Raw genomic sequence first — 25,446 nt, 5'->3', positions numbered from 1 at the left:
TATTCAAACCCCAACCACTCTCGGTTGGGGTTTTTTCTTATGTGCTCCCGCCAGACCCCGCGAACATGCGCGGAACGCTGAGTAGGTTTGCGGACTTCGACAGTCAGGCCTGCTGCCCACCTCTGGCCACCTGGCGCTCTCTCCGGGCCATTCCTCTCTCTTTTCTGTCCGCCTCAAAACCGCCCGAAGTCCGCAGGCGTCACGCCGGCGACCTATGTAAATCAATGGTTTGCGCGTTGATTGATCGAACGGTTGTTTTTTGGCATCGGTAAGCAATAAGTGATTTTGTCCTTGGCCAGCACCGCCATGCACTCACCTGTTGTTTGCAGTTTGTCAGAAGTAGATATAAACTTCTGACAAACGGAGTCTGACCATGAGCCATCTTGCTAAAGCAATCTTGTCTGCTGCACAAGCCTTGCCCGAAGGCGGCTTGCTGTCGGCCAAAGAGTTCTTGCATCTGGCCTCCAGAGCTGCGGTGGATCAGACCCTCACCCGTTTGACACGGGAAGGCAAACTGATGCGCGTTGGGCGAGGAGCCTACGCCGCACCGGTGATCAGCCGATTTGGTGCACGCCCCCCCTCGACCGAAGCCGTGGTCAAAGCCATCGAATCCGCCAGCGGCGAGGTGATCGTTGCCAACGGAGCCACCGAAGCCAACGCACTGGGTTTGACCACCCAGGTGCCGACCCGTGAGGTATTCCTGACCTCGGGGCGCTCACGCAAATTGCAGCTTGGCAACCGAACCGTTGAACTCAAGCATGGCAATCGGTGGCAGCTGGTTCTGGGTGCGCGGCCGGCCGGCATGGCGATCCGTGCCCTTTCCTGGCTGGGGCCGGAGCAAGCACCCTCGGCACTGAAGATCCTTCAAACCAAGCTACCGCAGGCAGAATGGGCTGCGATGCGCTCTGCCCGAGCCGTCCTGCCCAGTTGGATGGCTCGCGCGGTAAGCGAGGTCAGCGAACATGCCTGAATCCTGGTTTGAACTCAGTTCCGCTGACCAGTCCGAAGCCCTTGAGGTGGCCGCAGGTCGGAGTGGCAGGCCAGCACACCTGCTGGAAAAAGACATCTGGGTCGTCTGGGCCTTGTCCGCAATCTACGAGTCGCCGCTGGGCGATAGCCTGACCTTCAAGGGCGGCACGTCACTGTCCAAGGTGTACAAGGTCATCGACCGCTTCTCTGAAGACATCGATCTCACATACGACATCCGCGAGCTGGTGCCGGATCTGTTGCGCGATGGCAATCCCATCCCGGCGTCAGCGAGCCAGGAGAAAAAGATCACCAGTGCGGTGCGCAGCCGCTTGCCGCAATGGATCGAACAAACTGTTCAACCCGTCATCGAGCAGGCGTTGATGGCCAGCGGGCTGCAAGCCGCATTGAGCCTGGCCGGAAAAGACAACGACAAACTCATCATTGTCTATCCAGCGACCAAGAAGGGAACAGGTTACGCCGCAGCCGCGATCCAGTTGGAGTTTGGTGCGCGAGCCACCGGTGAACCCCATCAGCGACATCACGTGGCCTGCGACATCGCCCCGCTCATTGACGGGGTGACCTTTCCGACAGCGCAGCCCTTGGTAATGGCGGCAGAGCGTACCTTTTGGGAGAAGGCGACGGCGGCTCATGTGTACTGCCTGCAAGGGCGGCTGCGAGGAGATCGCTATTCACGCCACTGGTATGACCTCGCCGCTTTGGCCAAAACGACGCACTTCGCTTCAGCGGCCAGCGATCACGAGCTGGCGCGGCAGGTGGCCGAACACAAGTCCATGTTCTTCGCTGAGAAAGATTTCGACGGCGGCAAGGTCGATTATTTCCAGGCGACCTCGGGGGATCTCCGGTTGATCCCGCAGGGGCCGTCACTGCACGCGCTGGCGAAGGACTACGCAGCCATGCTGGAAGATGGACTTCTGGCTTTTGAACAGCCCACCTTTGAAACGGTCATGGCGAGCTGCGCAGCGATTCAAGACGAGATTAATCGTCTGGCCCGGCGGGACTGACAACGCGGCACACGGACTGAATCTGCGCCCGCTGCTCATCCCATAACAGTGGCGTCCCCGATGCGAGGTCAAACAGCGTCACCTCTGACGGCAGCGTTTCATCCAGGATGGCGGCAACGATGTCCGGCGCCAGCGTGGTAAGGTTAACCATCCTGCTCACGTACGCCCGATCCATACCCTCGCGCTCGGCAACCTCCGTCAGGTTTTCTGCCTCCCCGGATTCCAGCATCGCCAACCAGCGGTGACCACGCGCCAGCGCCATTTGAATGGGCGTCGGTTTGTCGATGATGGGCCTGGGCTTCAAGGTATTGCCGTCAGGAAGCCTCACCACCTTGCGACCGCCACGCCGCTTGATCTGGATCGGCACGGACAGGGTCAGCCGACCATCGCTGGTGCTGACCACATCCGGCTGGCCAGTCTTTTCAATACGCACCTCATTCATGTTGTCACCTCCGCTGCTTCCTTGGCCGGCTCGGGCCGCAACTCGAGCACCAGCCGCTCGATGCCGTTCGGTCGCACCCGGACCTCAAGATCGGTCGGCGAGACGATCACCTTCTCGATCAGCAATTTGAAGATCCGGGTTTGCTCAGCGGGAAACAGTTGATCCCAGATCGCATCGATGCGCGTCATGGCAACTGTCACCTTGGCCTCGTCTAGTGACGGGTCCAGCTTCGCTGCGCGAGGCAGTATATCGGCCAGCAAATCCGGCGAGCGCAAGATCGATCGGACCTGATCAAACACAGCGGCTTCCAACTCGGCAGCTGGCAGGCGTGGCAACCCCGAGGCACCGGCATGTTCCTTGGCATCGCGCTGGGGAATGTAATAGCGATACCGCCGACCGTTGCTTTTCTTGACCGTGTGCCACGGTGACAAGGCTCGCCCATCGTTGCCGAAGACCATGCCCTTGAGCAGGAACGGCACCTTCGAGCGGGTGTTATTGCCACGCACGCGGCTGTTGGTCGACAGGATCGCATGTGCCTTGTCCCACCACTCCTGCTCCACAATCGGAAGGTGCTCCGCCGGGTACCACTGGTCCTTGTGGCGCAGTTCGCCAAGGTAGGTCCGGTTGTGAAGCAGCGCGTACACGAGTGTCTTGTCAATCAGCTTGCCCTCGCGCACCCGACCGTCCTGCGTGGTCCATGATTTCGAGGTGACCCCGTCCAAGCGTAGCTCCTTGACCAGCAAGGTGCTCGATCCCAATTCGACAAATCGCCGGAAAATGTGCTGGACCACCTTGGCTTCCGCCTTGTTGGGCACCAGACGACGGTTCTCGACGTCATAGCCCAGCGGGGGAATGCCGCCCATCCACATGCCCTTTCGCTTGCTGGCTGCAATCTTGTCGCGGATGCGCTCGCCGGTGACCTCGCGCTCGAACTGGGCAAAGGACAGTAGGATGTTCAGCATCAAGCGGCCCATCGACGTGGTCGTGTTGAACTGCTGGGTCACAGACACAAAAGACACCCCGTGTCGCTCGAACACATCGACCATCTTGGAAAAGTCGGTGAGGCTGCGCGTCAGTCGGTCGATTTTGTAGATCACCACCACATCAATCAACCCAGCCTCAATGTCGGCCATGAGCCGCTTCAGGGCAGGCCTCTCCATGTTCCCGCCGGAAAACGCCGGGTCGTCATAGTCATCGGCCACCGGAATCCAGCCCTCGGCCCGCTGGCTGGCAATGTAGGCATGACCGGCGTCACGCTGCGCGTCGATGGAGTTGTATTCCTGATCGAGCCCCTCGTCAGTGGATTTGCGTGTGTAGACCGCGCAGCGCATACGACGCTTGAGAGCCTCGCTCATCGACGACCTCCCTTGCGGGCCGACTTCTTGGGCCGGACGTTGGTCTTTAGGCCAAAGAACACCGGCCCCGACCACCGGGTGCCGGTGATCTCACGCGCCAGTTGCGACAGGCTGGTGTAGGGTTGGCCACCGTGCAGAAAAGTCCCGTCGGCCTGGACTACCACTTCGTGGTCAACACCCTGGTAGTGGCGGCAGAGCACCGTACCTGGGGTCAGCGCGTAATCGGCCGACCGGGTCTGTGATTTCTGCTTGCCGATCTCCAGCAGGTTGTCGATACGACGCTGATTGCGCTCAAGCAGGTTGCGGTCGGTCTTGCGGCACTCAATGATCTGCAGTTTGTAGGCGATCCGGCGCTCGAGAAACTGCCGGTTGTGCGTCGGGGTGTCCCCTCCGAACAGGCGCCGCCAGAGCGACTTGATCTCTGGCATGCCCAGCTTGGGCAGGTTGGAAATTTGCGCCACGACCGTGTCGGGCGTAGGGGCAATAGTAATTCGAGGTTTCATTCAGGGCTCCATCGATGGGTTGTTGTCGATGTCTGAATGAACGCTCTGTTCGACCGGAAAGCCAAGTACAAACGGCGTCTCTTGTGGCGTATTTGCGGACTTGGCGAAATCGGGCTGGCGCAAGCGGCAAAGTCCGGCGGCCAAGAGGCCAGCGAGCTCGGCACAGCGCTGCTCCGCTGTCATCCGTTCAGGTGGGAGGGTGTTGATCTGCAGCATCGGTAGGGTCTCGCATCATTTCCAACGGTTTATCTATGTCGGATTATGAAAATTGGCCCTGCGGCTGACATCCCGAAATTGCGCACGTATGGGTAAGCCTGCGCAACAAAGTACCTGGGCGTCGAAATTGTCGGCTTACGCGAAATGAGTTGTAACCGCTTGAAAATTGCGCAAATGTCCTCATCTATCGGACAAGTTTTGCATTTTTCCTAACCGCCGCTCAGCGAAGCCCAGGAGAGATTGGCAGCACGGTCGGCCGGCTCCCGAATCCGCTTCCCTGACAAAAACAACCGCAAAGGGGAGCCGATGGCCAAAACGTTCAAGAACATTCCTTCACTGCACCGCTTGCTGGAGTCGGCACCACTGGAATCGGTTAGGGATTTGTTGCTCAAGATCGATGAGCAAGGTTACGCCGCCTGTTTCGATGACGTTGACTGGCCTCAGGCGGACTCGGCTGAGGACATCATCGAAGCCTGCCGGCTGGCAGTTCTGGAGGTGGCGGCCTCCCTGCAACCCGATGCGGGTGTTCCCCTCGAGCAGCATGCGTCACGCATCCTCAACTTGGCGGAAGGCCGGGGTGTGGAGGCCGTTGCCAAGGTGGCTGACCGGATTTTTGATTCGGCGAATTCAGCGGCGTTTGCACAACAACGGGATGACTACGGCCGGGCCATCTACCTCTACTTGCACGAGGGCGAACTGTTCGATGACGCCGAAAACCTGTTCTATGCCGACCACTATCGCAACCTCGGCCGGATGTATGAAGCCTTTGAGGTCGACGCCAACGGTGGCCTGGATTTTCAGTGGGACGATACGGTCAAGGCGTCGTTGGAGGCGAAGTTGCAACAGGCGCTGGAGTTGCCAGACAACTGCAAGATTGACCACATCCGGGTGACCGGCAAGCGTGAGGACGGCACAGAGGTGGCATCCCATCTGCTGATCATTCGCCATGCCGGCCCGCTGTCCAGCGTGGCGGCCATGAAAGATGGCCGCAAGAAACCGATGTACTACCGGCCAGCGATCGAGGCCACGCTGCTGTTTTCCCCTGACGAAGCGATTGTTGAGGTTTTTGCGGCCAGCCCAGGGGTACGACCGGTCGTGGCGTCAGCGTTCGCCGAGGTGGGCTTGAAACACAACCTGTCCGACCGGCCACTGACGCTGCGCCAATACAACCTGAGCCGGTTTTTGACCTCGCTGCGGCTGGATGCGCCCACTGTTGCCGGTTTCGACATCGAATCGGTAACCGTGGTTGAGGCCGAGGTTCGGCCGCAGAATTTCAAGCATCGTGCTTCGTTGCGCGTGGCCATCGGGGACGATATCGAGACCGTGGCCGCTGACTTGTTCGGCCCGAACAACATTTTCAAGCGCGCAGCGCTGGTCAGCCGCATTGTGATTGCCGTGCGCTATTCCGCCGATGGCGAAGCCAAGATCAAAACGCTGAACATCACCCTGAGCGATCCCAATCGCTGCAATTTGCGCAGCAACCGTGATCCGAAGCAGCGCGATTTCGGCTTCAAATTGCTGGAGCACTGGGGGCTCATGCAACAGGTGCGGCCGTTGGATGCGGCAGAGGAATGCGCGGCGTTTCCTGCCTTGTTGCGCCTGTACGACGAGCACGCCGAAACCGTGACACGGCGTCATCTGGATACCCGGGGCATCTTGCTTGACCCTTTGCTCGAGGGTGGATTTCTTGTTCGCCGGGGGCGTCACAGCAGCATCGAAGTTGAGCTGGAAAATGGCGAGACGCAGTTGGTGACTGTCCAGTCTTCGCCGACCATCGGGCACGTCCGTTACGAATGCCCGGTTTCGCGCCAGTGGGTCGAAATCCCTGCCCAGTCGCTGGATTACTTCGAGATCAAACGGGAGTGGATCGAGGAGCGCATCATCAAGGGCCTCAAATCCTCACTCAAGCCCGTTGGGCAGATGCTGCAGGAGCAAGGCTTGATATTTCTCGGCATGCTCAATCTTGATGGCGAATCCATCCCTGCCTACCTGGCACGGCAGCTGTCTGACCAGCGCGTCATCCGCGACTACGATATCCAGTTGCGTGCGCACCAGAATGCCGGCGTCGGGGTGGTGCTGGCATGCTCCGAAACGGCACCGGCTTTCCTGGGGTGTCATGTCGTGGCGCCATTGACCACACTGCTGGTGGCGGACGCTGCTGAGCCCACGGTCGATCTCGTCCGTCTCAAGAGCGTCTACGCTCAGGGCAAGGTGCTGGCCCGGGGTGGCCAGACGGTGGACTTCAACGTCGAGCACAACCGTTCAGGGTCGCTGTTCATTCCCGGCAAGCCTGTTCTGACCGTGGTGGGCGAAAAGCAGATCAAGCTGGTTCAGCGACTGGTGGATGCCTACCGCTCGGGGAATCCGGCGGTGGTGACCAAGGACCTGATGGATGGCCTGGGCTCCGCCAGCCCGAGCCAGGCTTTCCGCAACTGGAAAGAGCAGATCGCCGACATCTACATCGGCCAGGCCGAGGGTAAGCGCGGCGCCTGGAAGCTGCTCGTCTAACTCGTTTTTTCCATCACCCACGCGGGCTGCCTTGTGCAGCCCGTTTGCATTTCTGGGCCGACATCACCGTCTCATGAGCGTCTAAGTTTTACCGGATGAGCGTCTGAAGTCATATCCGGAGGATGCGCAGTGTTCCTCAACAACCCCATGGAGCGCTGCAATGCCAAATCCAACGGTCACCCACCCGAGATCGGGTGAAACCCCGCCGGTCATTCCCTCCGGCACTGAATCCACCACAAAAACCCGGCTCTGCCAGCAGGCCCTTGCCGAACGCTGGGGGCTCTCGCCCAAAACCCTTGAGCGCTGGCGTGTGCTGGGTATCGGCCCGGTCTACATCCGCCTGCCTGGCAAGGTCGTCTATCGCATCGAGGACGTCGAGGCGTTCGAGCGCAGCTCCCTGCGCCAGAGCACCGACCAAGCCTATCGCGAAGGAGGTGCGGCATGAACCGTATCTCTCCCGATCAGGCATTGGCCACCCCAGCCGGTGAACTGGCTACGCTTGCCAGCGAATCGCTGTTCCAGCTCAAAAACGACGCGGCTGATCTTCTTGCCATGGCCAAGGCCATCGACCAACACGTCGATCGCGCACTGGATCTCAAGTACGCCGACCGCGCCCATCAGCTGCGCCTGGCAGCTGGCAAAGACACCGGCGTCGTCCATTTCGACGACGGGCACGTCCGCATCACCGCCGATCTGCCCAAGAAAGTCGACTGGGACCAGAAGCGACTCGCCGAGATCACCCAGCGCATTGCCGCCAACGGTGACGACCCGTCCGAGTACGTGGAGATCAGCTACCGGATCTTGGAAACCAAGTTCAACGCGTGGCCCGAGTCGCTCAAGAGCGCCTTCGCCCCGGCACGCACCCTCAAGACCGGCAAGCCGGGCTTTCGTCTCGCTCTGCTTCAGGAGTAATCAAAATGAAAACCAAACCTACGCTGCTCGAACTGCTGCGCAAACAACCGGAGATGTACCTCCGGGATCTGCCCGAAACCATTCGCATCCCGGCGCTGGACGGCAACCGCCCCGACGAAGTGGTGCGTCGCCTCGAGGACGCCACCCTCGATGACGTGGCATTCGCGATCCAGGGTCTGGAGTCGGAATCCCGTCTGATCCATCGCCGTCTGGGCGGTCTGCGCGACCTGTACGAGATGGCCCGCAAGCGTGGCGCACTCGGCGTGACCACCGTTGCTGACGCGTTCGCCAGCATCAGCACTGAGGAGGCCGGCAAATGAGCCTCCCCATCATTACTGCAGACCAGCGTCTGGCCGAGCGCCGTGGCGTGAAGGGTGTGCTCGTCGGCAAGAGCGGCATCGGCAAGACCTCGCAACTCTGGACGCTGAAACCCACGGCCACGCTGTTCTTTGATCTTGAGGCTGGTGATCTCGCGGTCGAGGGCTGGGCCGGCGACACGATCCGTCCGCGCACCTGGCAGGAGTGTCGTGACTTCGCGGTGTACATCGGCGGGCCGAACCCGGCGCTGCGCGACGACCAGCCGTTCAGCCAAGCCCACTTCGATGCCGTATGCGCGCGCTTCGGTGATCCGACGGTCCTGGACAAGTACGACACCGTGTTCGTCGACTCCATCACCGTGGCCGGTCGCCTGTGCCTGCAATGGTGCAAGGGCCAGCCACAGGCCTACTCCGAGAAGACGGGCAAACCCGACAGCCGGGGTGCATACGGGCTGATGGGCCAGGAAATGATCGCCTGGCTGACCCACCTGCAGCACACGCGCGGCAAGAACGTGTGGTTCGTCGGCATCCTCGATGAGCGGCTGGACGACTTCAATCGCCGCGTGTTCTCCCTGCAGATCGACGGCTCCAAAACCGGCCTGGAACTGCCCGGCATCGTCGATGAGGTCGTCACCCTGGCCGAGCTCAAGGCCGATGACGGCGCCAGTTACCGCGCCTTCGTCTGCCACACGCTGAACGCATGGGGCTACCCCGCCAAGGACCGTTCCGGGCGGCTCGATCCGATCGAGGAGCCGCACCTCGGCCGCCTCATGGAAAAGATCGCCCGCCCGGCCAAACCCGCCACCGAACGCCTCGATTTCGTGCGCCCAGCACCTGCTGCCTCGTCCGTCCCCAACACCGAATCCACTTCGACTCAGGAGTCCTGATCATGACCTACTTCGATTTTAATTCCGCTTCCGAACAGACCTCTTTCGACCTGATCCCCAAAGGCACGCTGGTGCGTGTCCGCATGACCATCAAGCCGGGTGGCTTCGATGATCCGTCGCAGGGATGGACCGGCGGCTACGCCACTCGCAACGACAACACCGGCTCGGTGTACTTGAACTGCGAGTTCGTCGTGATGGAGGGTGAGTTCGCCCGTCGCAAGATGTGGTCGCTGATCGGTCTGCACAGCCCGAAAGGCCCTGAGTGGGCCAACATGGGCCGCACCTTCGTCAAGGCGATCCTCAACTCAGCGCGCGGCGTTCATCCTGGCGACAATAGTCCTGCCGCGCAGAACGCGCGCCGCATCAGCGGGTTTACCGATCTCGATGGCATCGAGTTTCTCGGCAAGGTCGACTGGGACAAAGACCAGAACGGCCAGGACAAGAGCGTGATCAAGGCCGCGATCACGCCCGACCACAAGGACTACGCCGCCCTCATGGGTGGCGCGCAGGGAGCGGCGAAGGCGCCTGCACCCGCAAACGGGTCGAACGCGTATGCCCAGGCTACGGGAAGTGCCTCCGTGCCGGGTCGCCCGAGCTGGGCACAGTAAGGGGGACGCCGCCATGATGCTTCGCCCCCGACAAGCCCTGCTGGTCGAGCGCTCTTTGGCGGCGCTCGCCCAACACGGCAACACCCTGTCTGTTGGCCCCACAGGGTCTGGAAAGACCATCATGCTGTCGGCGGTGGCCGGCAGCATGTTGGCCGAGCCAGATGCCAAGGCCTGCATCCTCGCTCATCGCGATGAGCTGACCGGCCAGAACCTGACCAAGTTTGCACGGGTGAATCCGGGCGTCAGCACCTCCGTGTTCGATGCCAAGGACAAATCCTGGTCCGGGCGCGCCACGTTCGCGATGGTGCAAACGCTGTCGCGTGACAACCATCTCGCTGCTATCCCGATCCTCGATCTGCTGGTGATCGATGAAGCGCATCACGCAGCATCGGCCTCGTACCGCCGCGTCATCGACCGGGTGCTGGACAAGAACCCGCGCGCCCAGATCTTTGGGGTGACGGCGACGCCTGCCCGCAGTGACGGCAAGGGACTGCGGGATGTCTTCAGCAACGTCGCGGATCAAATCACCCTCGGCGAGCTGATCGCCTCCGGCCACCTCGTGCCGCCACGCACCTTTGTCATCGATGTCGGCGCCCAGGAGCAGTTGACGCGGGTGCGTCGCACCGCCACTGACTTCGATATGACGGAAGTCGAGGCGATTCTCAACAAGACGCCGATCACCGATGCCGTGATCCGTCATTGGCGGGAGAAGGCTGGCGAGCGCAAGACGATCGTGTTCTGCTCGACCGTCGCCCATGCCGAATGCGTGCGCCAGGCCTTTCAGGATGCCGGGGTGTCTGCCGTGATCGTGCATGGCGAGCTCTCGGACGCAGAGCGAAAGGCACGCCTGGCCGAGTACGAATCCGGCAGCGCGCAAGTCGTGGTCAATGTGGCTGTGCTGACTGAAGGGTACGACTTCACGCCCACGTCGTGTGTCGTTCTGCTGCGGCCCAGCTCGCACAAGTCGACACTGACCCAGATGATCGGGCGTGGCCTGCGCACCATCGACCCAGCGGAGCATCCGGGCGTCATCAAGACCGATTGCGTGGTCCTGGACTTCGGCACCGCGACCTTGATGCACGGATCTCTGGAACAGGACGTCAATCTCGACGGACACCAGCATCACGGCGAGGCGCCCACCAAGGACTGCCCGTCCTGTGAAGCCACCGTCCCGCTCGGCTGCCGCGAATGCCCGCTGTGCGGCTTCGTCTGGGAGAACGAGACCACCGAGGAAGAAGATGCGCTGGCCGATTTCGTGATGACCGAGATCGATCTGCTCAAGCGCTCCAACTTCCGCTGGTGTGACCTGTTCGGCTGCGACGACGCACTGATGGCGACTGGCTTCAACGCCTGGGGTGGCGTGTTCTTCCTGAACGGCCGCTGGCACGCCGTGGGCGGCGGTAAGGATCTGCAGCCCCGCTTGCTGGCCGTTGGCGACCGCACGGTTTGCATGGCCAAAGCCGATGACTGGCTGAACGACCGCGAGTCGGCTGACTCCGCACACAAGACCCGGCGCTGGCTGAACGAGCCGCCTACGCCCAAGCAACTGCGGTATTTGCCGCAGGCACTGCGCGCTGACTTTGGCATGACGCGCTACCAGGCCTCGGCGCTGCTGTCCTTCCAGTTCAACAAGTCATCGATTCAGCGCCTCGTGGTGGCTGCCAATGATGCCCACCGGGAGGCCGCGTGAAATGTGCAGTCTGCTCCCGAAAGGCCAAGGGCTTCGGCTACTTCAATCCACGCCTGCCGCGCAGCGACCCTCGACGTTACTCGGACCGCTGGGTGTTCTGCTCCATGCGCTGCCAGAACGCGTTCTGCAAGCTCATGACGAAAACGGAGGGGCAAATGATCGATCCCAGTGATATGGAGCTCGCCGCCATGGCGTCCTGCCTGGCGCCGCTTGGCGAGTATGTCGGCGCCATCGGTATGCAGCGACCGCTGGCGGACTACAGCAAAGATGAAGTGCTGATGCTGATCGACGTAGTGGTGACTGCCTACCAGGAACACATGCTCGTCGAGCACGAGCGGATGGCAGAAAAGGATCGCGCCTTTCTTGAGGAGCGGCTCGCCCGGCAAGGCAAGCCGGCTTTGACGGGAGTGCCGTTCTGATGCTGGATTTCAATCACCGTCCCAAGATACATGAGCAGATCGGCGTGCTCATCGACGCCGCACTTAGCGCCGATCGTGACAAGCAACCCCGACGCAACTATCTCGGTGCGTCGCGGTTGGGCGTTGCCTGCGAGCGCGCGCTGCAATACGAGTATCTCCAAACCCCTGTCGATGCTGGAAGGGAAATCCCGGGTCGAGTGTTGCGCATCTTCGAGGTGGGACACGCCCTCGAAGAGCTGGCCATCCGCTGGCTGCGCATGGCCGGATTCGATCTGTACACGCAAAAGGCAAGCGGCGGTCAGTTCGGTTTTTCCGTTGCAGGCGGTCGCATCCAAGGGCACGTCGACGGCGTCTTGAACGGCGGCCCCGCAACGCTGGGCATGGCCTATCCCGCCCTGTGGGAGTGCAAGACCATGAACGACAAGTCCTGGCGGGATACGGTCAAACACGGCGTCAGTAAATCCAAGCCGGTCTATGCCGCGCAGATGGCCATCTACCAGGCTTACATGGAAGCGAGCGTGCCAGGCATCTCGTCGAACCCGGCGTTGTTTACCGCGATCAACAAGGACTCCGAGGAGATCTGGTTCGAGTTGGTGCCGTTCGACGGCGGCCTGGCGCAGCGCATGTCCGATCGCGCGGTGCGGGTCATCACGGCGACCGACAGCCAGGAACTGCTGCCGCGTCATGCGACTACGCCAACGCATGTCGAGTGCAAGTTCTGCCCTTGGCAGGACCGCTGTTGGGGTTCGACATGATGGCCGACAACATCATCTGGCTCGACTTCAATGACGCGCCCGAGCAGCGCGACGAACTAGCCACGGATACCGATGCGCTGCGTGCGGGGTTGCTGGACCGGCTCGAGGCCGTGCTCCACTACCTGTTTCCGCAGGGGCGCATTCGGGGTGGCAAGTTCACTATCGGTGATGTCGATGGCAACCCTGGCAAGAGTCTGGTGGTTGAACTCGACGGACCACGGCGCGGCCTGTGGAAGGACTTCTCCACCGACGAGGGCGGCGATGTCATCGATCTGTGGGCGCGGTCGCAGGGCCGCTCCGCCCGCAGCGATTTCCCGCGCATCGCTGGCGAGATCCGGCAGTGGCTGGGGCTTGCTCCCCCGGGCATCACGCCGATGCGCCGCGATGTTCGCAGCGTGCCGATGGACGACCTCGGCGCGTATACCGCCAAGTGGGACTATCTGTCACCCGAAGGCGAACTGATCACCTGCGTCTACCGCTACGACCCGCCGACCGGCAAGGAATATCGTCCCTGGGATGTTCGCGCCCGTATGTGGCGTGCCCCCGACCCAAGGCCGCTCTACAACCTCCCGGTCATCTCGAAGGCGCGAGAGGTCGTCCTGGTCGAAGGCGAGAAATGTGCGGCTGCGTTGATTGCCTGCGGCATTGCGGCCACCACCGCGATGAACGGCGCCAAGGCACCTGTCGACAAAACCGACTGGCATCCGTTGGCGGGGAAATACGTGGTCATCTGGCCGGACCGGGACGCACCCGGCTGGGACTACGCCGAGAGCGCCGCGCGTGCTTGCGTGGCTGCGGGCAGCACATCCGTGGCTATCCTGGTGCCGCCCACTGACAAGCCAGCCAAGTGGGATGCCGCAGACGCTGTCGACGAAGGTTTCGACTGCGCGACATTCATCGCACAGGGCGAACGTCGCGTGGTCAAGGCGGCGGCTGCCTCTCTGCCCACCTTCACGCTCGGCGAACTGCTCGACGACAACTCGCCGCTGCCACCCGATCTGATCTCGCCGCGCGTGCTGACGCCCGCAGGCATGTTGGTGTTCGGCGGTGCGCCCAAGGTCGGCAAGAGTGACTTCCTGTTGTCGTGGCTGGCTCACATGGCGGCTGGCGCTGCGTTTCTGGGCATGCAGCCACCCAGACCACTGCGTGTGTTTTACCTACAGGCCGAGGTCCAGTACCACTACCTGCGCGAGCGCGTGAAGGATGTCCGCCTGCCGTCCCATCGGCTGCTGGACGCCCGCGCCAACTTCGTGGCCACACCGCAGTTGCGGCTGGTGCTTGATGACGCGGGCCTGGCGCAGGTGATCCCGGCGATCATGAACGCCTTTGGCGGCGAGCCTCCCGACATCATCGCCATCGATCCCATCCGCAATGTGTTCGACGGCGGTGATGCCGGTGGCGAGAACGACAACGGCGCCATGCTGTTCTTCCTGTCGCAGCGGGTGGAGCGGATTCGCCAGGCGGTCAATCCGGACGCAGGGATCATTCTTGCGCACCACACCAAAAAGCTCGGCAAGAAGCAGTTCGAGGAGGACCCGTTTCAGGCCTTGGCTGGTGCGGGAAGCCTGCGTGGCTACTACTCGACCGGGATGTTGCTGTTCCGCCCGAATGAGACGCGCACGACCCGTCAGCTGATCTATGAATTGCGCAACGGTGCCGGTATTCCGCTCAAGCACATCGACAAGGTTCAGGGCGAGTGGCGCGAGGTCGACGCCAACGATCGGCTGGTGATGAAGGAATACGGCGAGCGGCTGGATGCGGAACGTCGGCGCAAGCGGGACGCGATCCTCGAGATTCTGTTTCAGGAAGCTGCCAACGGACGCTGCTACACCGCCAATCAGTTTGCTGAAGGCTTTGAAGGCAAGGCTGGGCTGGGTGGCGAGCGCACCATCCGCGAGCGGCTATCGGCCCTGGCGACCCAGGGCTACATCAAGTATTTCCGGAATGCTGCTGACTACGGTTTGCCGTCCTGCGGGCGCACCAAGTTCGGCTATCTGTGTGTGGAAGGCATGGCGTTGCAGATGCCCATCGGACCGCCTGATCCGGACACCGGGGAGGTCGTGATGCAGACACATCTCGTCCTGCCCACCCACTACAAATGCCCGCAATCGGGGGCCGCCATGCCGGTCGAGAACCCCGAGGTGTGGGTGTACCAAGACGATCTCAACGATACCCAGGAGCCCGCATGAATACGCATCGTCAAGTTGGCAAAAGTTCTGCCAACTGGAACCCACTTTTTGCCAACTGGATTCAGTTGGCAGACCCTTTCCAACTTCAATCCCATGTAAATCAACCACTTGAGCGCAAGTTGGCAAGTTGGCAAGTTGGAAACGCTGCCAACTTGCCAACTGACGCAAACCCGCGTGGTTACTGGGTTTGCTCGGATTCTTCAGTTGGCGAAAACTCCCCCTCCTACTACGTAGGAGAGGGAACAGTGGTTCCCTCTCCCTCACGTAGGGAGATTTCCTTCGATGGTTGTGGCAGGGATCTGAATCGGCGGGTGGTGCTCGCACTTGATCTCGGGACCACCACCGGTTGGGCATTGCTGACCCGGGAAGGTGACATTGCACACGGGTTTGCGAGTTTCCGACCCCAGCGCTTCGAGGGGGGTGGCATGCGGTTTCTGCGCTTCAAGCGCTGGTTGGGGGAGCTCAAGACGATCGCCCAGGACATCCATGCGGTGTACTTCGAAGAGGTACGCCGTCATGCCGGGGTGGATGCCGCCCACGTCTACGGAGGCCTGATGGCCACGCTCACTACCTGGTGTGAGCACCAGAACATCGCCTATCTCGGCGTACCTGTCGGCACGATCAAAAAACACGCTACCGGCAAAGGCAACGCAGGCAAGACCGAGGTCATCGCAGCCATGCGTGCCCTGGGCCACCCGGTCACCGATGACAACGAGGCCGATGCCCTTGCCTTGTTGCACTGGGCCATCGCGACGCAGGAGGCCTGACCATGAAAACACCAACACCTCACTACCGCTGCCCCTTGGGTCGCATTCAGCCCCAGTCGCCCGATCTGGAGGCCATCAAGCAAAGTGGCTGGCAGGAGCGGCGCATCCTGGTCGTGCATGCCGATGACAGCCGCCTGGACTTCCTTGAGCAGGAGATTGTTCGGCGCATCGGCCAGCGTCTTTACGGAGGGTCTCGCCATGGCTAAGTGGACGATCGACGATGTGGCTTTGCGCTTCAGCCAGGCGGCCGATGTGGCTCGGCGTCTGCCAGCGGTTCGTGTCCAGGGGTATTTCAACTGCTGGCCGGCGATCAAACGCGCCGAACATGAAAACCTGGGTGCGGATGACCGGCCACCGGTCTATTTCCCGCCCAGCCCGGAGTCGGTCGATCGGATGCTGGAGGTGATGCGCTGGGTGCTCTGGCTGGAGGAAGAGCAACGGCACCTGGTGTGGATGCGCGCCAAGCGCTACGGCTGGCGGGAGATCGGTATCCGCTTTGCCTGTGACCGCAGCACCGCCTGGCGACGCTGGCAGATGGCCCTGGCCAAGGTAGCGCTGCACCTCAATCTGGAAGATCGATCATGAAATTGCATGAAATCGCCAGCGGCTTACAAGGTCTGCGCAGAACTGCGTAACGCTGCGGGTTGAACCCGAAATCAGGCATGCAACATATCCGCCGGATTGGCGTAGTATTTCAGCTATCTTCTGGACAGAGGTGCGAGGCAGATGCCCACCTTGTCTGGCCACTATCCAACCCCACGAACCCGCCCTGAGCACCATGCTCTTGGCGGGTTTGTCGTTTCAAGGCTCCCTGACCATCGTGCAAATCGAATACCGTCCGATCGAGGCGTTGATTCCTTACGCCCGTAACAGCCGCACGCACTCGGATGCCCAAGTAGCGCAGATCGCGGCATCCATCCGCGAGTTTGGCTGGACCAATCCGGTGCTGGTCGATGGCAGCAACGGCATCATTGCCGGTCACGGTCGGGTGCTGGCGGCACGCAAGCTCGGCTTCGATCAGGTGCCGGTCATCGAACTGGCGCATCTGACCGAGTCGCAAAAGCGCGCCTATGTACTGGCGGACAACAAGCTGGCTGAGAACGCCGGCTGGGATGATGAACTGCTACGTATCGAACTGGAGGCCTTGCAGGCTGCCGGTTTCGATCTGTCGCTGACCGGCTTTGCCGATGATGAACTGGCCGCGCTGATGGCGGAATTGGCAGGTAACGAGGGACTGACAGACGATGACGCCGTACCGGAGGTGACCGACGACCCCGTAAGCCAGCCAGGCGATGTGTGGCTGCTGGGTGAGCATCGCCTGCTGTGTGGCGATGCCACCGACCCTGTGGCACTGGAGACCCTGATGGGCAGCGATCTGGCCGACATGGCGTTTACCGATCCGCCCTACAACGTCAACTACGCCAATACTGCCAAGGACAAGCAGCGCGGTACCCACCGGCCCATCCTCAATGACAACCTGGGTGAAGGCTTTGCCGGATTCCTGTCGGCGGCCTGTGCCAACTTGCTGACCTACAGCAAGGGCGCGGTTTACATCGCCATGAGCTCCAGCGAGCTTGACACACTGCAGCTGGCATTTCGCGGCGCCGGTGGAAAATGGTCCACCTTCATCATCTGGGCCAAGAACACCTTCACACTGGGTCGCGCTGACTACCAGCGCCAGTACGAACCCATCCTGTATGGCTGGCGTGATGGCGTCGATCACTTCTGGTGCGGTGACCGTGACCAGGGTGATGTCTGGTTCATCAACAAGCCGGTAAAGAACGATCTGCATCCGACCATGAAGCCGGTGGAGCTGGTCGAGCGGGCGATTCGCAACAGCAGTAAAACACGGGACATCGTGCTTGATCTGTTTGGCGGCTCCGGCACGACCCTGATTGCCGCTGAGAAAACCCAGCGCCGCGCACGGCTGGTGGAGCTCGATCCCAAGTATGTCGACGTGATCGTCAAGCGTTGGCAGGACTACACGGGCAAGGCGGCCACATTGGCCGCCACCGGTAAAACCTTCGCGGAGTGTGCAACGTCAGATCAGCTGGCTCCTGAACCGCAGGAGGCATGAGGCGTATTCAGCTGTGCCGACGGTTGTTGCGGTGAATGGCCTGTCTATTAACCGCACTATTCGCGGAGGTTATCTTGACCATGCGGCGAATGCCGGCCATAATCACCGCATGAAAAGCGAAGATAAGCGCTACATCTGGCAACGCAACGACTGGCCGCACTGGGTTTACGACCACAAGCGGTTGGCGTCCTTGCTTGCCCAGGTTCACCTGGCGCAGGGACATCTGCTGGGCCGCATGCACGACCTGGGGATGGATCTGCGTGACCAGGCCACATTGCGTGTCCTAACCGAGGACGTGCTCAAGACCAGCGAAATCGAGGGTGAAAAACTCAACCCCGAGTCGGTGCGCTCTTCGATTGCCCGGCGCCTGGGTGTCGATATTGGTGCTTTGGCACCCGCTGACCGGCATGTCGATGGGGTGGTAGACATGGTGCTCGATGCCACCCAGCGACACAACACGGCACTCACGGCGGAGCGGTTGTTTGGCTGGCATGCCGCCATGTTTCCTACCGGCTACGGCGGGCTCAGCAAAATCCGTGTCGGCGACTGGCGCGACGATGCGCAAGGCCCCATGCAAGTGGTCTCGGGCCCTGTGCATCGCCAAAAGGTTCACTACGAGGCGCCTCCGGCCCATCAGCTGGATGCGGAAATGGCCGATTTCCTGCTGTGGTTCAACGTGGATCAGCACGATGACCCGGTGGTTAAGGCGGGGCTGGCCCACCTGTGGTTCGTGACCATCCATCCCTTTGAAGATGGCAATGGGCGAATCGCCCGTGCGGTGGGCGATATGGCGCTGGCACGAGCAGAAAAATCAGCGCAGCGCTACTACAGCCTGTCGGCCCAGATTCAACGTGAACGCAAGGACTACTATGACCGTCTGGAAGCCACCCAGAAGGGTGACCTGGACGTCACCGATTGGCTGGAGTGGTTCTTGGCCTGCCTGCTGCGAGCGCTCCAGGGCGCGGAAGAGACGCTGTCTGCGGTACTGACGAAAGCCCGTTTCTGGCAGCACTGCGCCGGCATGCCGCTCAATGAACGTCAGATCAAACTGCTCAACAAGTTGCTCGATGGCTTTGACGGCAAACTGACGAGCAGCAAGTGGGCGGCGATTGCCAAATGCTCTCAGGACACCGCCTTGCGCGACATCACCGAATTGTTGGCGCGCGATGTGTTGAAGAAATCTGAGGCCAGCGGCCGCAGCACCAGCTACGAGTTGGTGGTACGGCCCTGATGTCCCTGGATGCGCCTCGTGGTCAGGCAACTCGGTAAACGCGCTGGCCATGTTCATCCTTGCTGGAGCTCAGTGTCAGGCCCAGCTTCTTCTTGAAGGCACCGGCAAAGGTGCCACGCACCGTGTGCGGTTGCCAGCCCGTGGCCTCAACGATCTGGCTGATGGTGGCGCCTTCCGGGCGCTGGAGCATAGCGATGATCTGCGCCTGCTTGGTGTTCTCCCTGGTGCGCGGCGCGGCTTTGATCGGTTCGGCCGAAGCCGGTGGCACCGTCAGGCCCAGCGCCTCGTAAGCCAAGTCGGTGACCCGGTGGCTCTCACCATCGATTTGAATCAGCCCCTGACGCAGCAGGCTGCCCAACACCTTGTCACGGGCACCGCCCTTGAGGTTGTCGGGAAACCAGCTCAGTCGGCCATCGGGCGACTGGATGGCGGTGTTGAGGATCAGGGTTTGGGTGTCGGTCAGTTTCATGGTCATCTCCTTGTGATGGATCGGTGTGCGTTGAATTGGGGTGCGCTTACTCGGCGTACTCGCCTTCCTTGAAGTAGGCGTCGGTCACTTCCTTGAGGGCGGTGACGTAGTGCGTCACGTCACCGACGTGGCCCCAGGTCACCGCATCGGGGCTGACGCCAAAGTGGTCATCGCGCATCTGTTGCAGTCGCTGGAGCAAGGCGTCAAATTCGCCGGCCTTGGCGATAAAGCTGTCCAGGGCGGTGGGCTTGGCAGTCTGGGTGGTCATGGTCGGGTCCTTTTTGCGGGTGGGTGATCGTGTCTGTATGAACGCTTCATTTGGCCTGCTTAGCAACTCGTTTCTGGGGGATCTGGCGAGGTTTCTTGCCGGCCTGCTGACCTGCCTCAAAAGCCGCCTGCAGCGCGGCTTTGATGTTCCAGACCGCCACATCATGAAAGTCCAGCCGGTCGCTGTTGCGGGTGTCTAAGGTCTCGAGCCCGAGGATGGTTTGGGCGATGTGATCGAGCGTCGGGTGGGTCATGGTGTGGGCTCCGGTTGATTGCGATGACCGTATGAACGCTTCATTTCCGGAAGAAGCCAAGTTGAATCTGGCCGCTGTCGCATCAATCCCACGCAGGGACTGCCAGTGGCTCGCAGTGCTTCGCTATTTCATCGCCGGGGACCCTGGCGACCTTGGCCAGTGCGGGGCGGCGGACCCGCGAGATTTGCGCAGGCACAGGCCGCGCTACGGTTTCGCTTCGTGGCTCAGTTCAAGGCACCACAGGGCCTGGCCGCGATTCGAGACGAAATGAGCGGCATCGGTGTTTCGCTTGACGGCGAAATGTCGGCGCTGCCGGCCCCACTTTGATTTCACCTTTGCTTACGAGCCACTTTGCATGGCAACTGCCCCCATCGAATCGCTGGCCAAGCTGCTGGATCTCACCCCGCGTCGGGTGCAGCAGCTGGCCAAGGAAGGCGTGATCCCCAGGCCGGCCACGCGCGGGCAGTACGACATCATCCCGTCGGTCGTGGCCTACATCCGCCACCTGCGGGCGGTGGCCAGCGGCGACGGCGGTGATCTCCTGACTGAAAAAACCCGCCTCGCTCGTGCCCAGGCCGAAAAAACCGAAGTCGAGATCGCTCGCCTCAAGGGCGTGCTGGTGCCTGCTGCGCAGGTCGAGCGCGCCTGGGCCAGCATGATCGCCGCCGCCCGGGCCAAATTATTGACCCTACCGGTGCGCGCCACCCCGTTGGTGCTGCCGCTTTCTGAGGAGTCGGCCATTGAACGGCTGCTGACGGACATGGTGACGGAGGCCTTGTCGGAACTTGCTGAGGCCGCCCTTGACGATGATCCAGACCTTGCTAACCCGGGTGCGCTCGCTGTGGCGACCACCGCCGACGATGACGGTGAGCCAATGGGCTGACACGCATCTTTACCTCTCGCCCGAGGACAGCGCGGAGTCGGGCAAGTACCTGAGCGATCGTGCCCCGTATCAGCGCGGCATCATGGATGCGTTCAGCGAACCCGGGGTCGAGGAGGTCGTCATGATGTCCTCGGCGCAGGTGGGCAAGACGCTCATCCTGAAGTCTTTGATTGGCTATTTCATCGATCTCGATCCATCGCCAATCCTGGTCGTGCAACCCACCATCGAAATGGGGGAGACCTTCTCCAAAGATCGTCTGGCGCCGATGATCCGCGACACCCCGGCGCTGGTCGGCAAGGTGCGCGACGCCAAGAGCCGAGACTCGGGCAACACGATTCTCAAGAAACACTTCCCCGGTGGGCATCTGACGATCGCCGGGGCCAACAGCGCAGCGAGCCTGTCCAGCCGCCCGATCCGGGTTCTGCTCTGCGACGAGGTCGATCGCTACCCACCGTCGGCCGGCACCGAAGGCGACCCGGTCAACTTGGCCCGCAAGCGCACTGCCACTTACCGCGCACGCAAGAAAGTGGCGCTGGTGTCCACGCCGACCCTCAAGGGGCACAGCCGGATCGAGCGCGCCTGGCTGCAGTCGGACCAACGACGCTACTTCGTGCCGTGCCCCCATTGCGACCACCGTCATGTGCTGGAGTGGGCCAATGTGCTGGTCAATGAAGCGGACTTGGCGCAAACCGCGCTGGTCTGCCCGTCCTGCGGTGCCCTGATCCGCGACAGCGACCGGCCGCTGATGCTCGCGCAGGGGCAATGGATGGCCCAGTGCCCGCAACACCCGATTCCCGGGTTTCATCTGAATGAGCTTTATTCGCCCTGGCGCAAGCTCTCAGAGATCGCCAGCGATTTCCTGCGCGCCCGGGGCAACCCGGAGGAAGAAAAGACCTGGTGGAACACCGCCATGGGGCTGCCCTTCGAAAGCGTGGGCGAGCGAGCCAGTGCCGACCTGCTGGCCCAGCATCGCGAAGCGTACGCACCGGATCACCTGCCGGCAGGCGTGATGACCGTCACCGCAGGCGTGGATACGCAAAAGGATCGACTGGAAATCGAGCTCGTGGGCTGGGGTGCGGGTGAGGAGTCATGGGGCATCGAGCACATCGTGCTGCACGGCAACCCGGCGGAGCCCGCGCTGTGGCAGCAACTGGATGGCTTGTTGATCAACACCCGTCTGCCCACTGAGGACGGTCAGGCACTGCACATCGCTGCCTGCTGTATCGACTCTGGCGGCCAGAGTGTGCAGCAAGTGTATGAGTTCGCCACCCCGCGCGCGGCGCGCAACGTCTGGGCGGTCAAAGGCCAGTTCGGCCCGCGCCCGGTCTGGCCCAAGCGGCAGACGAAGTCCAAAAAGTACCGGGGCCACACGGTGCGCCTGATCGGTGTCGACACCGCCAAGGACACGATCTATGCACGCTGGCAGGTTGCGTCAGGTAAACCTGGCTACTGCCACTTTCCGATGTCGTATGACGAAGCCTGGTTCGAGCAGGCCACTGTCGAAAAACGTGTGACCCGCATCGATGCCAGAGGCAATGAGGTGCGCGCCTGGCAAAAGCCCTCCGGGGCGCGCAACGAAGCGCTGGACTGCCGCGTGTATGCCTATGCCGCGCTGCAGGGACTCAAGATCGAGCGCCGCCTGGTGCTGGCCAAACTGGCTGGCGCAGTCATCGAAGGCGAGTGCATGTCATCGCAACACGAGCCCGTCGTCGCCACGCCCAACGAGGGCTCGCCTCGACTGAGGCAATCGCCGGCGCCTGCTGCCGGAACTTACCAATCACCAGCACGTCGGGTCGCGGCATCCGCCTACCTGCGCCGACGCTGAGCATCGAGGAAACCTCACATGGCCTTTACCCAGGACGACGTGGTCCGGATTGAGCGTGCCCTGGCCAAGGGCGAGCACATCGTCCGGTTTGCGGACCGCACCGTGGAATACCGCTCGGTGCAAGAACTGATCGAGGCCCGCGATCGCATGCTCAATGAGCTCTCGAAGGGTGGTGGGCGGCGTGCCCGGCTGGTGCGCTTGTTTCATGCCGGCAAGGGGTGGTGAGCATGTCCACGTCCTACCCCTGGTTGGCGCAGCGCGGCTTTCTGTTGCCCCAGCGCTTGACCCGTGTACAAGCCAGCTATGACAGCGCCGGCAACGGTCGTCGTCTGGGCGGCTGGAAGGCGCCCGATGGCGGGCCGAGTTCGGCGTCGCTTGGCGGTCTGCAGCATTTGCGCAACCGATCGCGCGCCGCCACACGCAACGACCCTTATGCCTTCTCGGCCATAGACCGGCTGGTGTCGAACACCATCGGTACCGGGATCACCCCCAAACCCCGCCATCCTGACGATGGCGTGCGGCGTCAGTTGCAGGCGTTGTGGGAGGACTGGTGCGACGAAGCCGATGCCGACGGTCGCACCGACCTCTATGGGCTGCAGGCGCTGGTTTGCCGGGCGGTGTACGAGTCGGGCGAGTGCTTCATTCGCCTGCGGCCCCGGCGGCTTGAGGATGCCATGGCGGTGCCCCTGCAGTTGCAGGTGCTTGAGCCTGAGTTCGTGCCGCATGACAAGCATGAGCAAGGCCGTGGCGGCAATGTCATCCGCGCCGGCATTGAATACAACGCAATCGGGCAGCGGGTTGCCTACTGGATGTACCGCGCCCATCCCGGCGACGGCCCCAGCCCTGCAGTGGGGTTCAACGACCTGGTGCGCGTCCCGGCCGAGCAGGTGTTGCACATCTATGAGCCGCTGCGCGCCGGTCAGCTGCGTGGTGTCCCCGTTCTGGCACCGGTCTTGGCGCGACTGAAGTCGCTCGACGACTTTGATGACGCGGTGTTGTTTCGGCAGGAGGTGGCCAACCTGTTTGCCGGCTTCATTCGCAAACCGGCGCCCGAGGACCCGCCGGTCGATCCGGTGACGGGTGCCCCCATCCAGACCGATGCCGATGGTTTCACCCCAATGGTGGGGCTGGAGCCTGGCACCCTGCAGGAACTGCTGCCCGGTGAAGAGGTGGATTTCTCCAATCCGCCCGATGCCGGCAACACCTACCCGGACTTCATGCGTCAGCAGCTGCTGGCCACCGCTGCCGGGGCAGGGTTGCCCTTCGAGTTGCTGACCGGGGACCTGCGCAATGTGAATGACCGGGTGATCCGGGTGGTGTTGAACGAGTTTCGGCGGCGCATCGAGCAGCGCCAGTTTGGCGTCTTCGTCCACCAGATGTGCCGGCCCGTGCGCGCTGCCTGGCTGGACATGGCGGTGCTGGCCGGAGCCATCGCGCTGCCTGACTACCCCGGGCAACGGCGGGCGTATCTGCGCACCCGCTGGGTGCCGCAGGGCTGGTCCTACCTGCACCCTGTGCAGGACGTGCAGGCCCGGCGCATGGAAGTGCGTGCCGGTTTCACCTCGCGCTCGGAAGTCGCACTGCGCCAAGGCTACGACGCCGAACTCATCGACGCAGAAAACGCGGCCGACATCGCGCGCGCTGATGCCTTGGGCCTGGCCTATGACTCGGATGCGCGCGCCAACCCGGCAGCGCCGACGGCCGCGACCAACCCACCCATTTCCAATCTTGAGGAGCCGGCATGAGCCACCTTCCCGAGGCTGCGCCAACGCGCAGCTGGTACCGCATTCAGGCCAAGACTGATGCGGATCAACCGAAATCCATCGAAGTGCTGATCTATGACGAGATCGGGCTGTGGGGCATCAGCGCCGCCCGATTCATCGACGAGCTCAAGGCGATGGACGATGGGCAGGCCGCGATCACGGTCGCCATCAACAGCCCCGGCGGTGATGTGTTCGATGGGTTTGCCATTCACAACGCGCTGCTGCGTCTGGGTGCGCGCTGCACTGTGCGCATCGACGGCCTGGCCGCATCGGCTGCCAGTGTCATTGCCTGTGGCGGGCATCAGGTAGTGATGGCGGCCAACGCCATGCTGATGATCCACAACCCGTGGACCTTCACCTACGGCAGTGCCCAAGACCTGCGCAAAACCGCCGACATGATGGACAAGGCGCGCGACGGCATCCTGGCGGCCTACCGACGTAAGGCTCCCGCCATCGAAGACGCCACGCTCATACGGATGCTCGATGAAGAAACCTGGTTGAGTGCCGACGAGGCCTTGGCGCTGGGTTTTGTGGACGTCATTGGCGAGGCCGTGGCACTGCAGGCCTGCCGGGGCTCGACCAATGTGCTGGCGCGCTTCAAGCATCCCCCCGAAGCCTTGCTGGCGGCCAGTGCTGAGTTGATTCCCAAAGAACCAGCCCAGGCGCCCGAACCCCAGCCAGACCCGACCCGGCTCGCACGCAATGCCGCGCGTTTCTCTCAAGCCTGTCTGGCCTGTGGGTTGGCTGATTTCACCGAGGAGTTGCTGATGAACACCCCCCTTTCCGATGACGGTGCTGTGTCCGCGCAGATTGAGCGTCTGCAAGCGATTCGCACCTTGTGTGCCAGCGCCCGGTTGCCGGAGCTCGCTGCCGACTACGCGCGCTCCGGGCTGAGTGTGGAGGCCGTGCGTTCGCGGCTGTTTGATCGATTGCTGGCCGCGCAAGGCGCTGCAATTGACAACAAGGAGCCTCCTATCACCCCTGAAGCCCAGGCAGCGGCCAGCCCGAACACGAGCGCCATTTACGCCGCGCGCAAGAAAAAGCCCAGCCGCCCGGCGGCCGTCAAAACGGCCACGCCCCAGGCGCCCATCTCCCAAGCGCCCACCCCTTAATCGTCA

Annotated in this window: 29 protein-coding genes; 22 read left to right on the top strand and 7 right to left on the bottom strand. The window is 62.1% G+C overall.

Features of this window, described 5'->3' with window-relative positions:
- The first annotated feature begins 373 nt into the window (after nt 1–373).
- Entirely contained in the window at nt 374–970 is a 597-nt protein-coding gene (locus ACEU5R_RS19510) for a DUF6088 family protein (RefSeq protein ID WP_392411306.1), read from the top strand.
- Nucleotides 963–1,991 (top strand): nucleotidyl transferase AbiEii/AbiGii toxin family protein, encoded by a 1,029-nt coding sequence (locus tag ACEU5R_RS19505; RefSeq protein WP_392411305.1) that lies wholly within the window; start codon nt 963–965, stop codon nt 1,989–1,991. Before ACEU5R_RS19510 ends, ACEU5R_RS19505 begins: the two co-directional genes overlap by 8 nt.
- On the opposite strand, the gene ACEU5R_RS19500 is transcribed toward ACEU5R_RS19505, so the two are convergent.
- The 4 genes from ACEU5R_RS19500 to ACEU5R_RS19485 are packed head-to-tail and all read right to left on the bottom strand — an operon-like array spanning nt 1,966 to nt 4,507.
- The gene (locus ACEU5R_RS19500; RefSeq protein WP_392411304.1) at nt 1,966–2,433 is read right to left on the bottom strand and encodes a LacI family transcriptional regulator; all 468 of its coding nucleotides are present in this window, start codon (nt 2,431–2,433) and stop codon (nt 1,966–1,968) included. The genes ACEU5R_RS19505 and ACEU5R_RS19500 overlap by 26 nt on opposite strands.
- Nucleotides 2,430–3,788, bottom strand: coding sequence for a recombinase family protein (locus ACEU5R_RS19495; RefSeq protein WP_392411303.1), 1,359 nt, complete (start codon nt 3,786–3,788; stop codon nt 2,430–2,432). The genes ACEU5R_RS19500 and ACEU5R_RS19495 overlap by 4 nt, the downstream gene beginning before the upstream one ends.
- Nucleotides 3,785–4,291, bottom strand: a complete 507-nt coding sequence (locus tag ACEU5R_RS19490; RefSeq protein ID WP_043221774.1) for a DUF2924 domain-containing protein — start codon at nt 4,289–4,291, stop codon at nt 3,785–3,787. The genes ACEU5R_RS19495 and ACEU5R_RS19490 overlap by 4 nt, the downstream gene beginning before the upstream one ends.
- Nucleotides 4,292–4,507: a hypothetical protein gene (locus ACEU5R_RS19485; RefSeq protein ID WP_153429423.1), complete on the bottom strand. Its 216-nt coding sequence runs from the start codon at nt 4,505–4,507 to the stop codon at nt 4,292–4,294.
- A gap of 306 nt (nt 4,508–4,813) precedes the next feature.
- On the opposite strand from ACEU5R_RS19485, the gene ACEU5R_RS19480 reads away from it, so the two are divergent.
- The 15 genes from ACEU5R_RS19480 to ACEU5R_RS19410 all read left to right on the top strand — a co-directional run bounded on the left by ACEU5R_RS19480 (nt 4,814) and on the right by ACEU5R_RS19410 (nt 18,867).
- Nucleotides 4,814–7,015 carry a hypothetical protein gene (locus ACEU5R_RS19480; protein ID WP_392411301.1) on the top strand — a complete coding sequence of 734 codons (2,202 nt, stop codon included), beginning with the start codon at nt 4,814–4,816 and terminating at the stop codon, nt 7,013–7,015.
- A 160-nt stretch (nt 7,016–7,175) separates the two neighbouring features.
- On the top strand, nt 7,176–7,460 hold the full coding sequence (locus ACEU5R_RS19475; RefSeq protein WP_303678170.1) for an AlpA family transcriptional regulator: 285 nt from the start codon (nt 7,176–7,178) through the stop codon (nt 7,458–7,460).
- A complete protein-coding gene (locus tag ACEU5R_RS19470; protein ID WP_392411299.1) occupies nt 7,457–7,927 on the top strand; it encodes a hypothetical protein in 471 nt (156 codons plus the stop codon). Before ACEU5R_RS19475 ends, ACEU5R_RS19470 begins: the two co-directional genes overlap by 4 nt.
- A gap of 5 nt (nt 7,928–7,932) precedes the next feature.
- Nucleotides 7,933–8,247 carry a hypothetical protein gene (locus ACEU5R_RS19465; protein ID WP_392411298.1) on the top strand — a complete coding sequence of 105 codons (315 nt, stop codon included), beginning with the start codon at nt 7,933–7,935 and terminating at the stop codon, nt 8,245–8,247.
- Nucleotides 8,244–9,131 carry an ATP-binding protein gene (locus tag ACEU5R_RS19460; RefSeq protein WP_392411297.1) on the top strand — a complete coding sequence of 296 codons (888 nt, stop codon included), beginning with the start codon at nt 8,244–8,246 and terminating at the stop codon, nt 9,129–9,131. The genes ACEU5R_RS19465 and ACEU5R_RS19460 overlap by 4 nt, the downstream gene beginning before the upstream one ends.
- A 2-nt stretch (nt 9,132–9,133) precedes the next feature.
- Nucleotides 9,134–9,739: a hypothetical protein gene (locus ACEU5R_RS19455; RefSeq protein WP_392411296.1), complete on the top strand. Its 606-nt coding sequence runs from the start codon at nt 9,134–9,136 to the stop codon at nt 9,737–9,739.
- A 13-nt stretch (nt 9,740–9,752) separates the two neighbouring features.
- Complete coding sequence (locus tag ACEU5R_RS19450; protein WP_392411295.1) at nt 9,753–11,429, top strand: DEAD/DEAH box helicase; 1,677 nt, start codon at nt 9,753–9,755, stop codon at nt 11,427–11,429.
- Nucleotides 11,430–11,584: 155 nt separating this feature from the next.
- A complete protein-coding gene (locus ACEU5R_RS19445; protein WP_392411294.1) occupies nt 11,585–11,848 on the top strand; it encodes a DUF6511 domain-containing protein in 264 nt (87 codons plus the stop codon).
- Entirely contained in the window at nt 11,848–12,603 is a 756-nt protein-coding gene (locus ACEU5R_RS19440; RefSeq protein WP_392411292.1) for a PD-(D/E)XK nuclease family protein, read from the top strand. The genes ACEU5R_RS19445 and ACEU5R_RS19440 overlap by 1 nt, the downstream gene beginning before the upstream one ends.
- Nucleotides 12,600–14,792, top strand: coding sequence for an AAA family ATPase (locus ACEU5R_RS19435; protein ID WP_392411291.1), 2,193 nt, complete (start codon nt 12,600–12,602; stop codon nt 14,790–14,792). Before ACEU5R_RS19440 ends, ACEU5R_RS19435 begins: the two co-directional genes overlap by 4 nt.
- Nucleotides 14,793–15,091: 299 nt before the next feature.
- Nucleotides 15,092–15,559: a crossover junction endodeoxyribonuclease RuvC gene (locus ACEU5R_RS19430; RefSeq protein WP_392411312.1), complete on the top strand. Its 468-nt coding sequence runs from the start codon at nt 15,092–15,094 to the stop codon at nt 15,557–15,559.
- Between the two features lie 2 nt (nt 15,560–15,561).
- Nucleotides 15,562–15,765 carry a hypothetical protein gene (locus ACEU5R_RS19425; RefSeq protein ID WP_392411290.1) on the top strand — a complete coding sequence of 68 codons (204 nt, stop codon included), beginning with the start codon at nt 15,562–15,564 and terminating at the stop codon, nt 15,763–15,765.
- Entirely contained in the window at nt 15,758–16,144 is a 387-nt protein-coding gene (locus tag ACEU5R_RS19420; protein ID WP_324529673.1) for a DUF6362 family protein, read from the top strand. The genes ACEU5R_RS19425 and ACEU5R_RS19420 overlap by 8 nt, the downstream gene beginning before the upstream one ends.
- Nucleotides 16,145–16,337: 193 nt before the next feature.
- Nucleotides 16,338–17,636 carry a site-specific DNA-methyltransferase gene (locus ACEU5R_RS19415; RefSeq protein ID WP_392411289.1) on the top strand — a complete coding sequence of 433 codons (1,299 nt, stop codon included), beginning with the start codon at nt 16,338–16,340 and terminating at the stop codon, nt 17,634–17,636.
- Nucleotides 17,637–17,745: 109 nt separating this feature from the next.
- A complete protein-coding gene (locus ACEU5R_RS19410; RefSeq protein WP_392411310.1) occupies nt 17,746–18,867 on the top strand; it encodes a Fic family protein in 1,122 nt (373 codons plus the stop codon).
- Between the two features lie 22 nt (nt 18,868–18,889).
- On the opposite strand, the gene ACEU5R_RS19405 is transcribed toward ACEU5R_RS19410, so the two are convergent.
- The 3 genes from ACEU5R_RS19405 to ACEU5R_RS19395 are packed head-to-tail and all read right to left on the bottom strand — an operon-like array spanning nt 18,890 to nt 19,857.
- A complete protein-coding gene (locus ACEU5R_RS19405; protein WP_392411288.1) occupies nt 18,890–19,342 on the bottom strand; it encodes a DUF3489 domain-containing protein in 453 nt (150 codons plus the stop codon).
- Nucleotides 19,343–19,382: 40 nt separating this feature from the next.
- Nucleotides 19,383–19,604 (bottom strand): hypothetical protein, encoded by a 222-nt coding sequence (locus ACEU5R_RS19400; protein ID WP_392411287.1) that lies wholly within the window; start codon nt 19,602–19,604, stop codon nt 19,383–19,385.
- A gap of 46 nt (nt 19,605–19,650) precedes the next feature.
- Nucleotides 19,651–19,857, bottom strand: coding sequence for a DUF6900 domain-containing protein (locus ACEU5R_RS19395; RefSeq protein ID WP_392411285.1), 207 nt, complete (start codon nt 19,855–19,857; stop codon nt 19,651–19,653).
- Nucleotides 19,858–20,212: 355 nt separating this feature from the next.
- On the opposite strand from ACEU5R_RS19395, the gene ACEU5R_RS19390 reads away from it, so the two are divergent.
- Genes ACEU5R_RS19390 through ACEU5R_RS19370 form a run of 5 tightly spaced genes read left to right on the top strand, consistent with a single transcriptional unit; the run spans nt 20,213 to nt 25,440 of the window.
- Entirely contained in the window at nt 20,213–20,740 is a 528-nt protein-coding gene (locus tag ACEU5R_RS19390; RefSeq protein ID WP_392411283.1) for a hypothetical protein, read from the top strand.
- Entirely contained in the window at nt 20,664–22,565 is a 1,902-nt protein-coding gene (locus ACEU5R_RS19385; protein ID WP_392411308.1) for a phage terminase large subunit family protein, read from the top strand. Before ACEU5R_RS19390 ends, ACEU5R_RS19385 begins: the two co-directional genes overlap by 77 nt.
- Nucleotides 22,566–22,583: 18 nt before the next feature.
- Nucleotides 22,584–22,790 carry a phage head-tail joining protein gene (locus ACEU5R_RS19380; RefSeq protein ID WP_392411282.1) on the top strand — a complete coding sequence of 69 codons (207 nt, stop codon included), beginning with the start codon at nt 22,584–22,586 and terminating at the stop codon, nt 22,788–22,790.
- A gap of 2 nt (nt 22,791–22,792) precedes the next feature.
- Nucleotides 22,793–24,310, top strand: coding sequence for a phage portal protein (locus ACEU5R_RS19375; RefSeq protein WP_392411281.1), 1,518 nt, complete (start codon nt 22,793–22,795; stop codon nt 24,308–24,310).
- Entirely contained in the window at nt 24,307–25,440 is a 1,134-nt protein-coding gene (locus ACEU5R_RS19370) for a head maturation protease, ClpP-related (protein ID WP_392411280.1), read from the top strand. The genes ACEU5R_RS19375 and ACEU5R_RS19370 overlap by 4 nt, the downstream gene beginning before the upstream one ends.
- Nucleotides 25,441–25,446: the final 6 nt, after the last annotated feature.

Source organism: Achromobacter sp. 413638 (assembly GCF_043119405.1).
Lineage (GTDB): Bacteria > Pseudomonadota > Gammaproteobacteria > Burkholderiales > Burkholderiaceae_B > Achromobacter.
The sequence above is the reverse complement of the archived record's forward strand: the minus strand, read 5'-3'. Positions and strand labels throughout refer to the sequence as shown.

Bases quoted from the DNA above. Each gene is read 5' to 3' on its own strand.
- ACEU5R_RS19385 (WP_392411308.1), top strand. From the start codon at position 20,664: ATGATCCAGACCTTGCTAACCCGGGTGCGCTCGCTGTGGCGACCACCG.
- ACEU5R_RS19445 (WP_392411294.1), top strand. From the start codon at position 11,585: ATGATCGATCCCAGTGATATGGAGCTCGCCGCCATGGCGTCCTGCCTG.
- ACEU5R_RS19460 (WP_392411297.1), top strand. From the start codon at position 8,244: ATGAGCCTCCCCATCATTACTGCAGACCAGCGTCTGGCCGAGCGCCGT.
- ACEU5R_RS19370 (WP_392411280.1), top strand. From the start codon at position 24,307: ATGAGCCACCTTCCCGAGGCTGCGCCAACGCGCAGCTGGTACCGCATT.
- ACEU5R_RS19510 (WP_392411306.1), top strand. From the start codon at position 374: ATGAGCCATCTTGCTAAAGCAATCTTGTCTGCTGCACAAGCCTTGCCC.
- ACEU5R_RS19450 (WP_392411295.1), top strand. From the start codon at position 9,753: ATGATGCTTCGCCCCCGACAAGCCCTGCTGGTCGAGCGCTCTTTGGCG.
- ACEU5R_RS19425 (WP_392411290.1), top strand. From the start codon at position 15,562: ATGAAAACACCAACACCTCACTACCGCTGCCCCTTGGGTCGCATTCAG.
- ACEU5R_RS19490 (WP_043221774.1), bottom strand. From the start codon at position 4,291: ATGAAACCTCGAATTACTATTGCCCCTACGCCCGACACGGTCGTGGCG.
- ACEU5R_RS19485 (WP_153429423.1), bottom strand. From the start codon at position 4,507: ATGCTGCAGATCAACACCCTCCCACCTGAACGGATGACAGCGGAGCAG.
- ACEU5R_RS19500 (WP_392411304.1), bottom strand. From the start codon at position 2,433: ATGAATGAGGTGCGTATTGAAAAGACTGGCCAGCCGGATGTGGTCAGC.
- ACEU5R_RS19380 (WP_392411282.1), top strand. From the start codon at position 22,584: ATGGCCTTTACCCAGGACGACGTGGTCCGGATTGAGCGTGCCCTGGCC.
- ACEU5R_RS19455 (WP_392411296.1), top strand. From the start codon at position 9,134: ATGACCTACTTCGATTTTAATTCCGCTTCCGAACAGACCTCTTTCGAC.
- ACEU5R_RS19420 (WP_324529673.1), top strand. From the start codon at position 15,758: ATGGCTAAGTGGACGATCGACGATGTGGCTTTGCGCTTCAGCCAGGCG.
- ACEU5R_RS19480 (WP_392411301.1), top strand. From the start codon at position 4,814: ATGGCCAAAACGTTCAAGAACATTCCTTCACTGCACCGCTTGCTGGAG.
- ACEU5R_RS19410 (WP_392411310.1), top strand. From the start codon at position 17,746: ATGAAAAGCGAAGATAAGCGCTACATCTGGCAACGCAACGACTGGCCG.
- ACEU5R_RS19375 (WP_392411281.1), top strand. From the start codon at position 22,793: ATGTCCACGTCCTACCCCTGGTTGGCGCAGCGCGGCTTTCTGTTGCCC.
- ACEU5R_RS19465 (WP_392411298.1), top strand. From the start codon at position 7,933: ATGAAAACCAAACCTACGCTGCTCGAACTGCTGCGCAAACAACCGGAG.
- ACEU5R_RS19395 (WP_392411285.1), bottom strand. From the start codon at position 19,857: ATGACCCACCCGACGCTCGATCACATCGCCCAAACCATCCTCGGGCTC.
- ACEU5R_RS19475 (WP_303678170.1), top strand. From the start codon at position 7,176: ATGCCAAATCCAACGGTCACCCACCCGAGATCGGGTGAAACCCCGCCG.
- ACEU5R_RS19415 (WP_392411289.1), top strand. From the start codon at position 16,338: ATGCTCTTGGCGGGTTTGTCGTTTCAAGGCTCCCTGACCATCGTGCAA.
- ACEU5R_RS19400 (WP_392411287.1), bottom strand. From the start codon at position 19,604: ATGACCACCCAGACTGCCAAGCCCACCGCCCTGGACAGCTTTATCGCC.
- ACEU5R_RS19495 (WP_392411303.1), bottom strand. From the start codon at position 3,788: ATGAGCGAGGCTCTCAAGCGTCGTATGCGCTGCGCGGTCTACACACGC.
- ACEU5R_RS19470 (WP_392411299.1), top strand. From the start codon at position 7,457: ATGAACCGTATCTCTCCCGATCAGGCATTGGCCACCCCAGCCGGTGAA.
- ACEU5R_RS19405 (WP_392411288.1), bottom strand. From the start codon at position 19,342: ATGACCATGAAACTGACCGACACCCAAACCCTGATCCTCAACACCGCC.
- ACEU5R_RS19390 (WP_392411283.1), top strand. From the start codon at position 20,213: ATGGCAACTGCCCCCATCGAATCGCTGGCCAAGCTGCTGGATCTCACC.
- ACEU5R_RS19435 (WP_392411291.1), top strand. From the start codon at position 12,600: ATGATGGCCGACAACATCATCTGGCTCGACTTCAATGACGCGCCCGAG.
- ACEU5R_RS19440 (WP_392411292.1), top strand. From the start codon at position 11,848: ATGCTGGATTTCAATCACCGTCCCAAGATACATGAGCAGATCGGCGTG.
- ACEU5R_RS19505 (WP_392411305.1), top strand. From the start codon at position 963: ATGCCTGAATCCTGGTTTGAACTCAGTTCCGCTGACCAGTCCGAAGCC.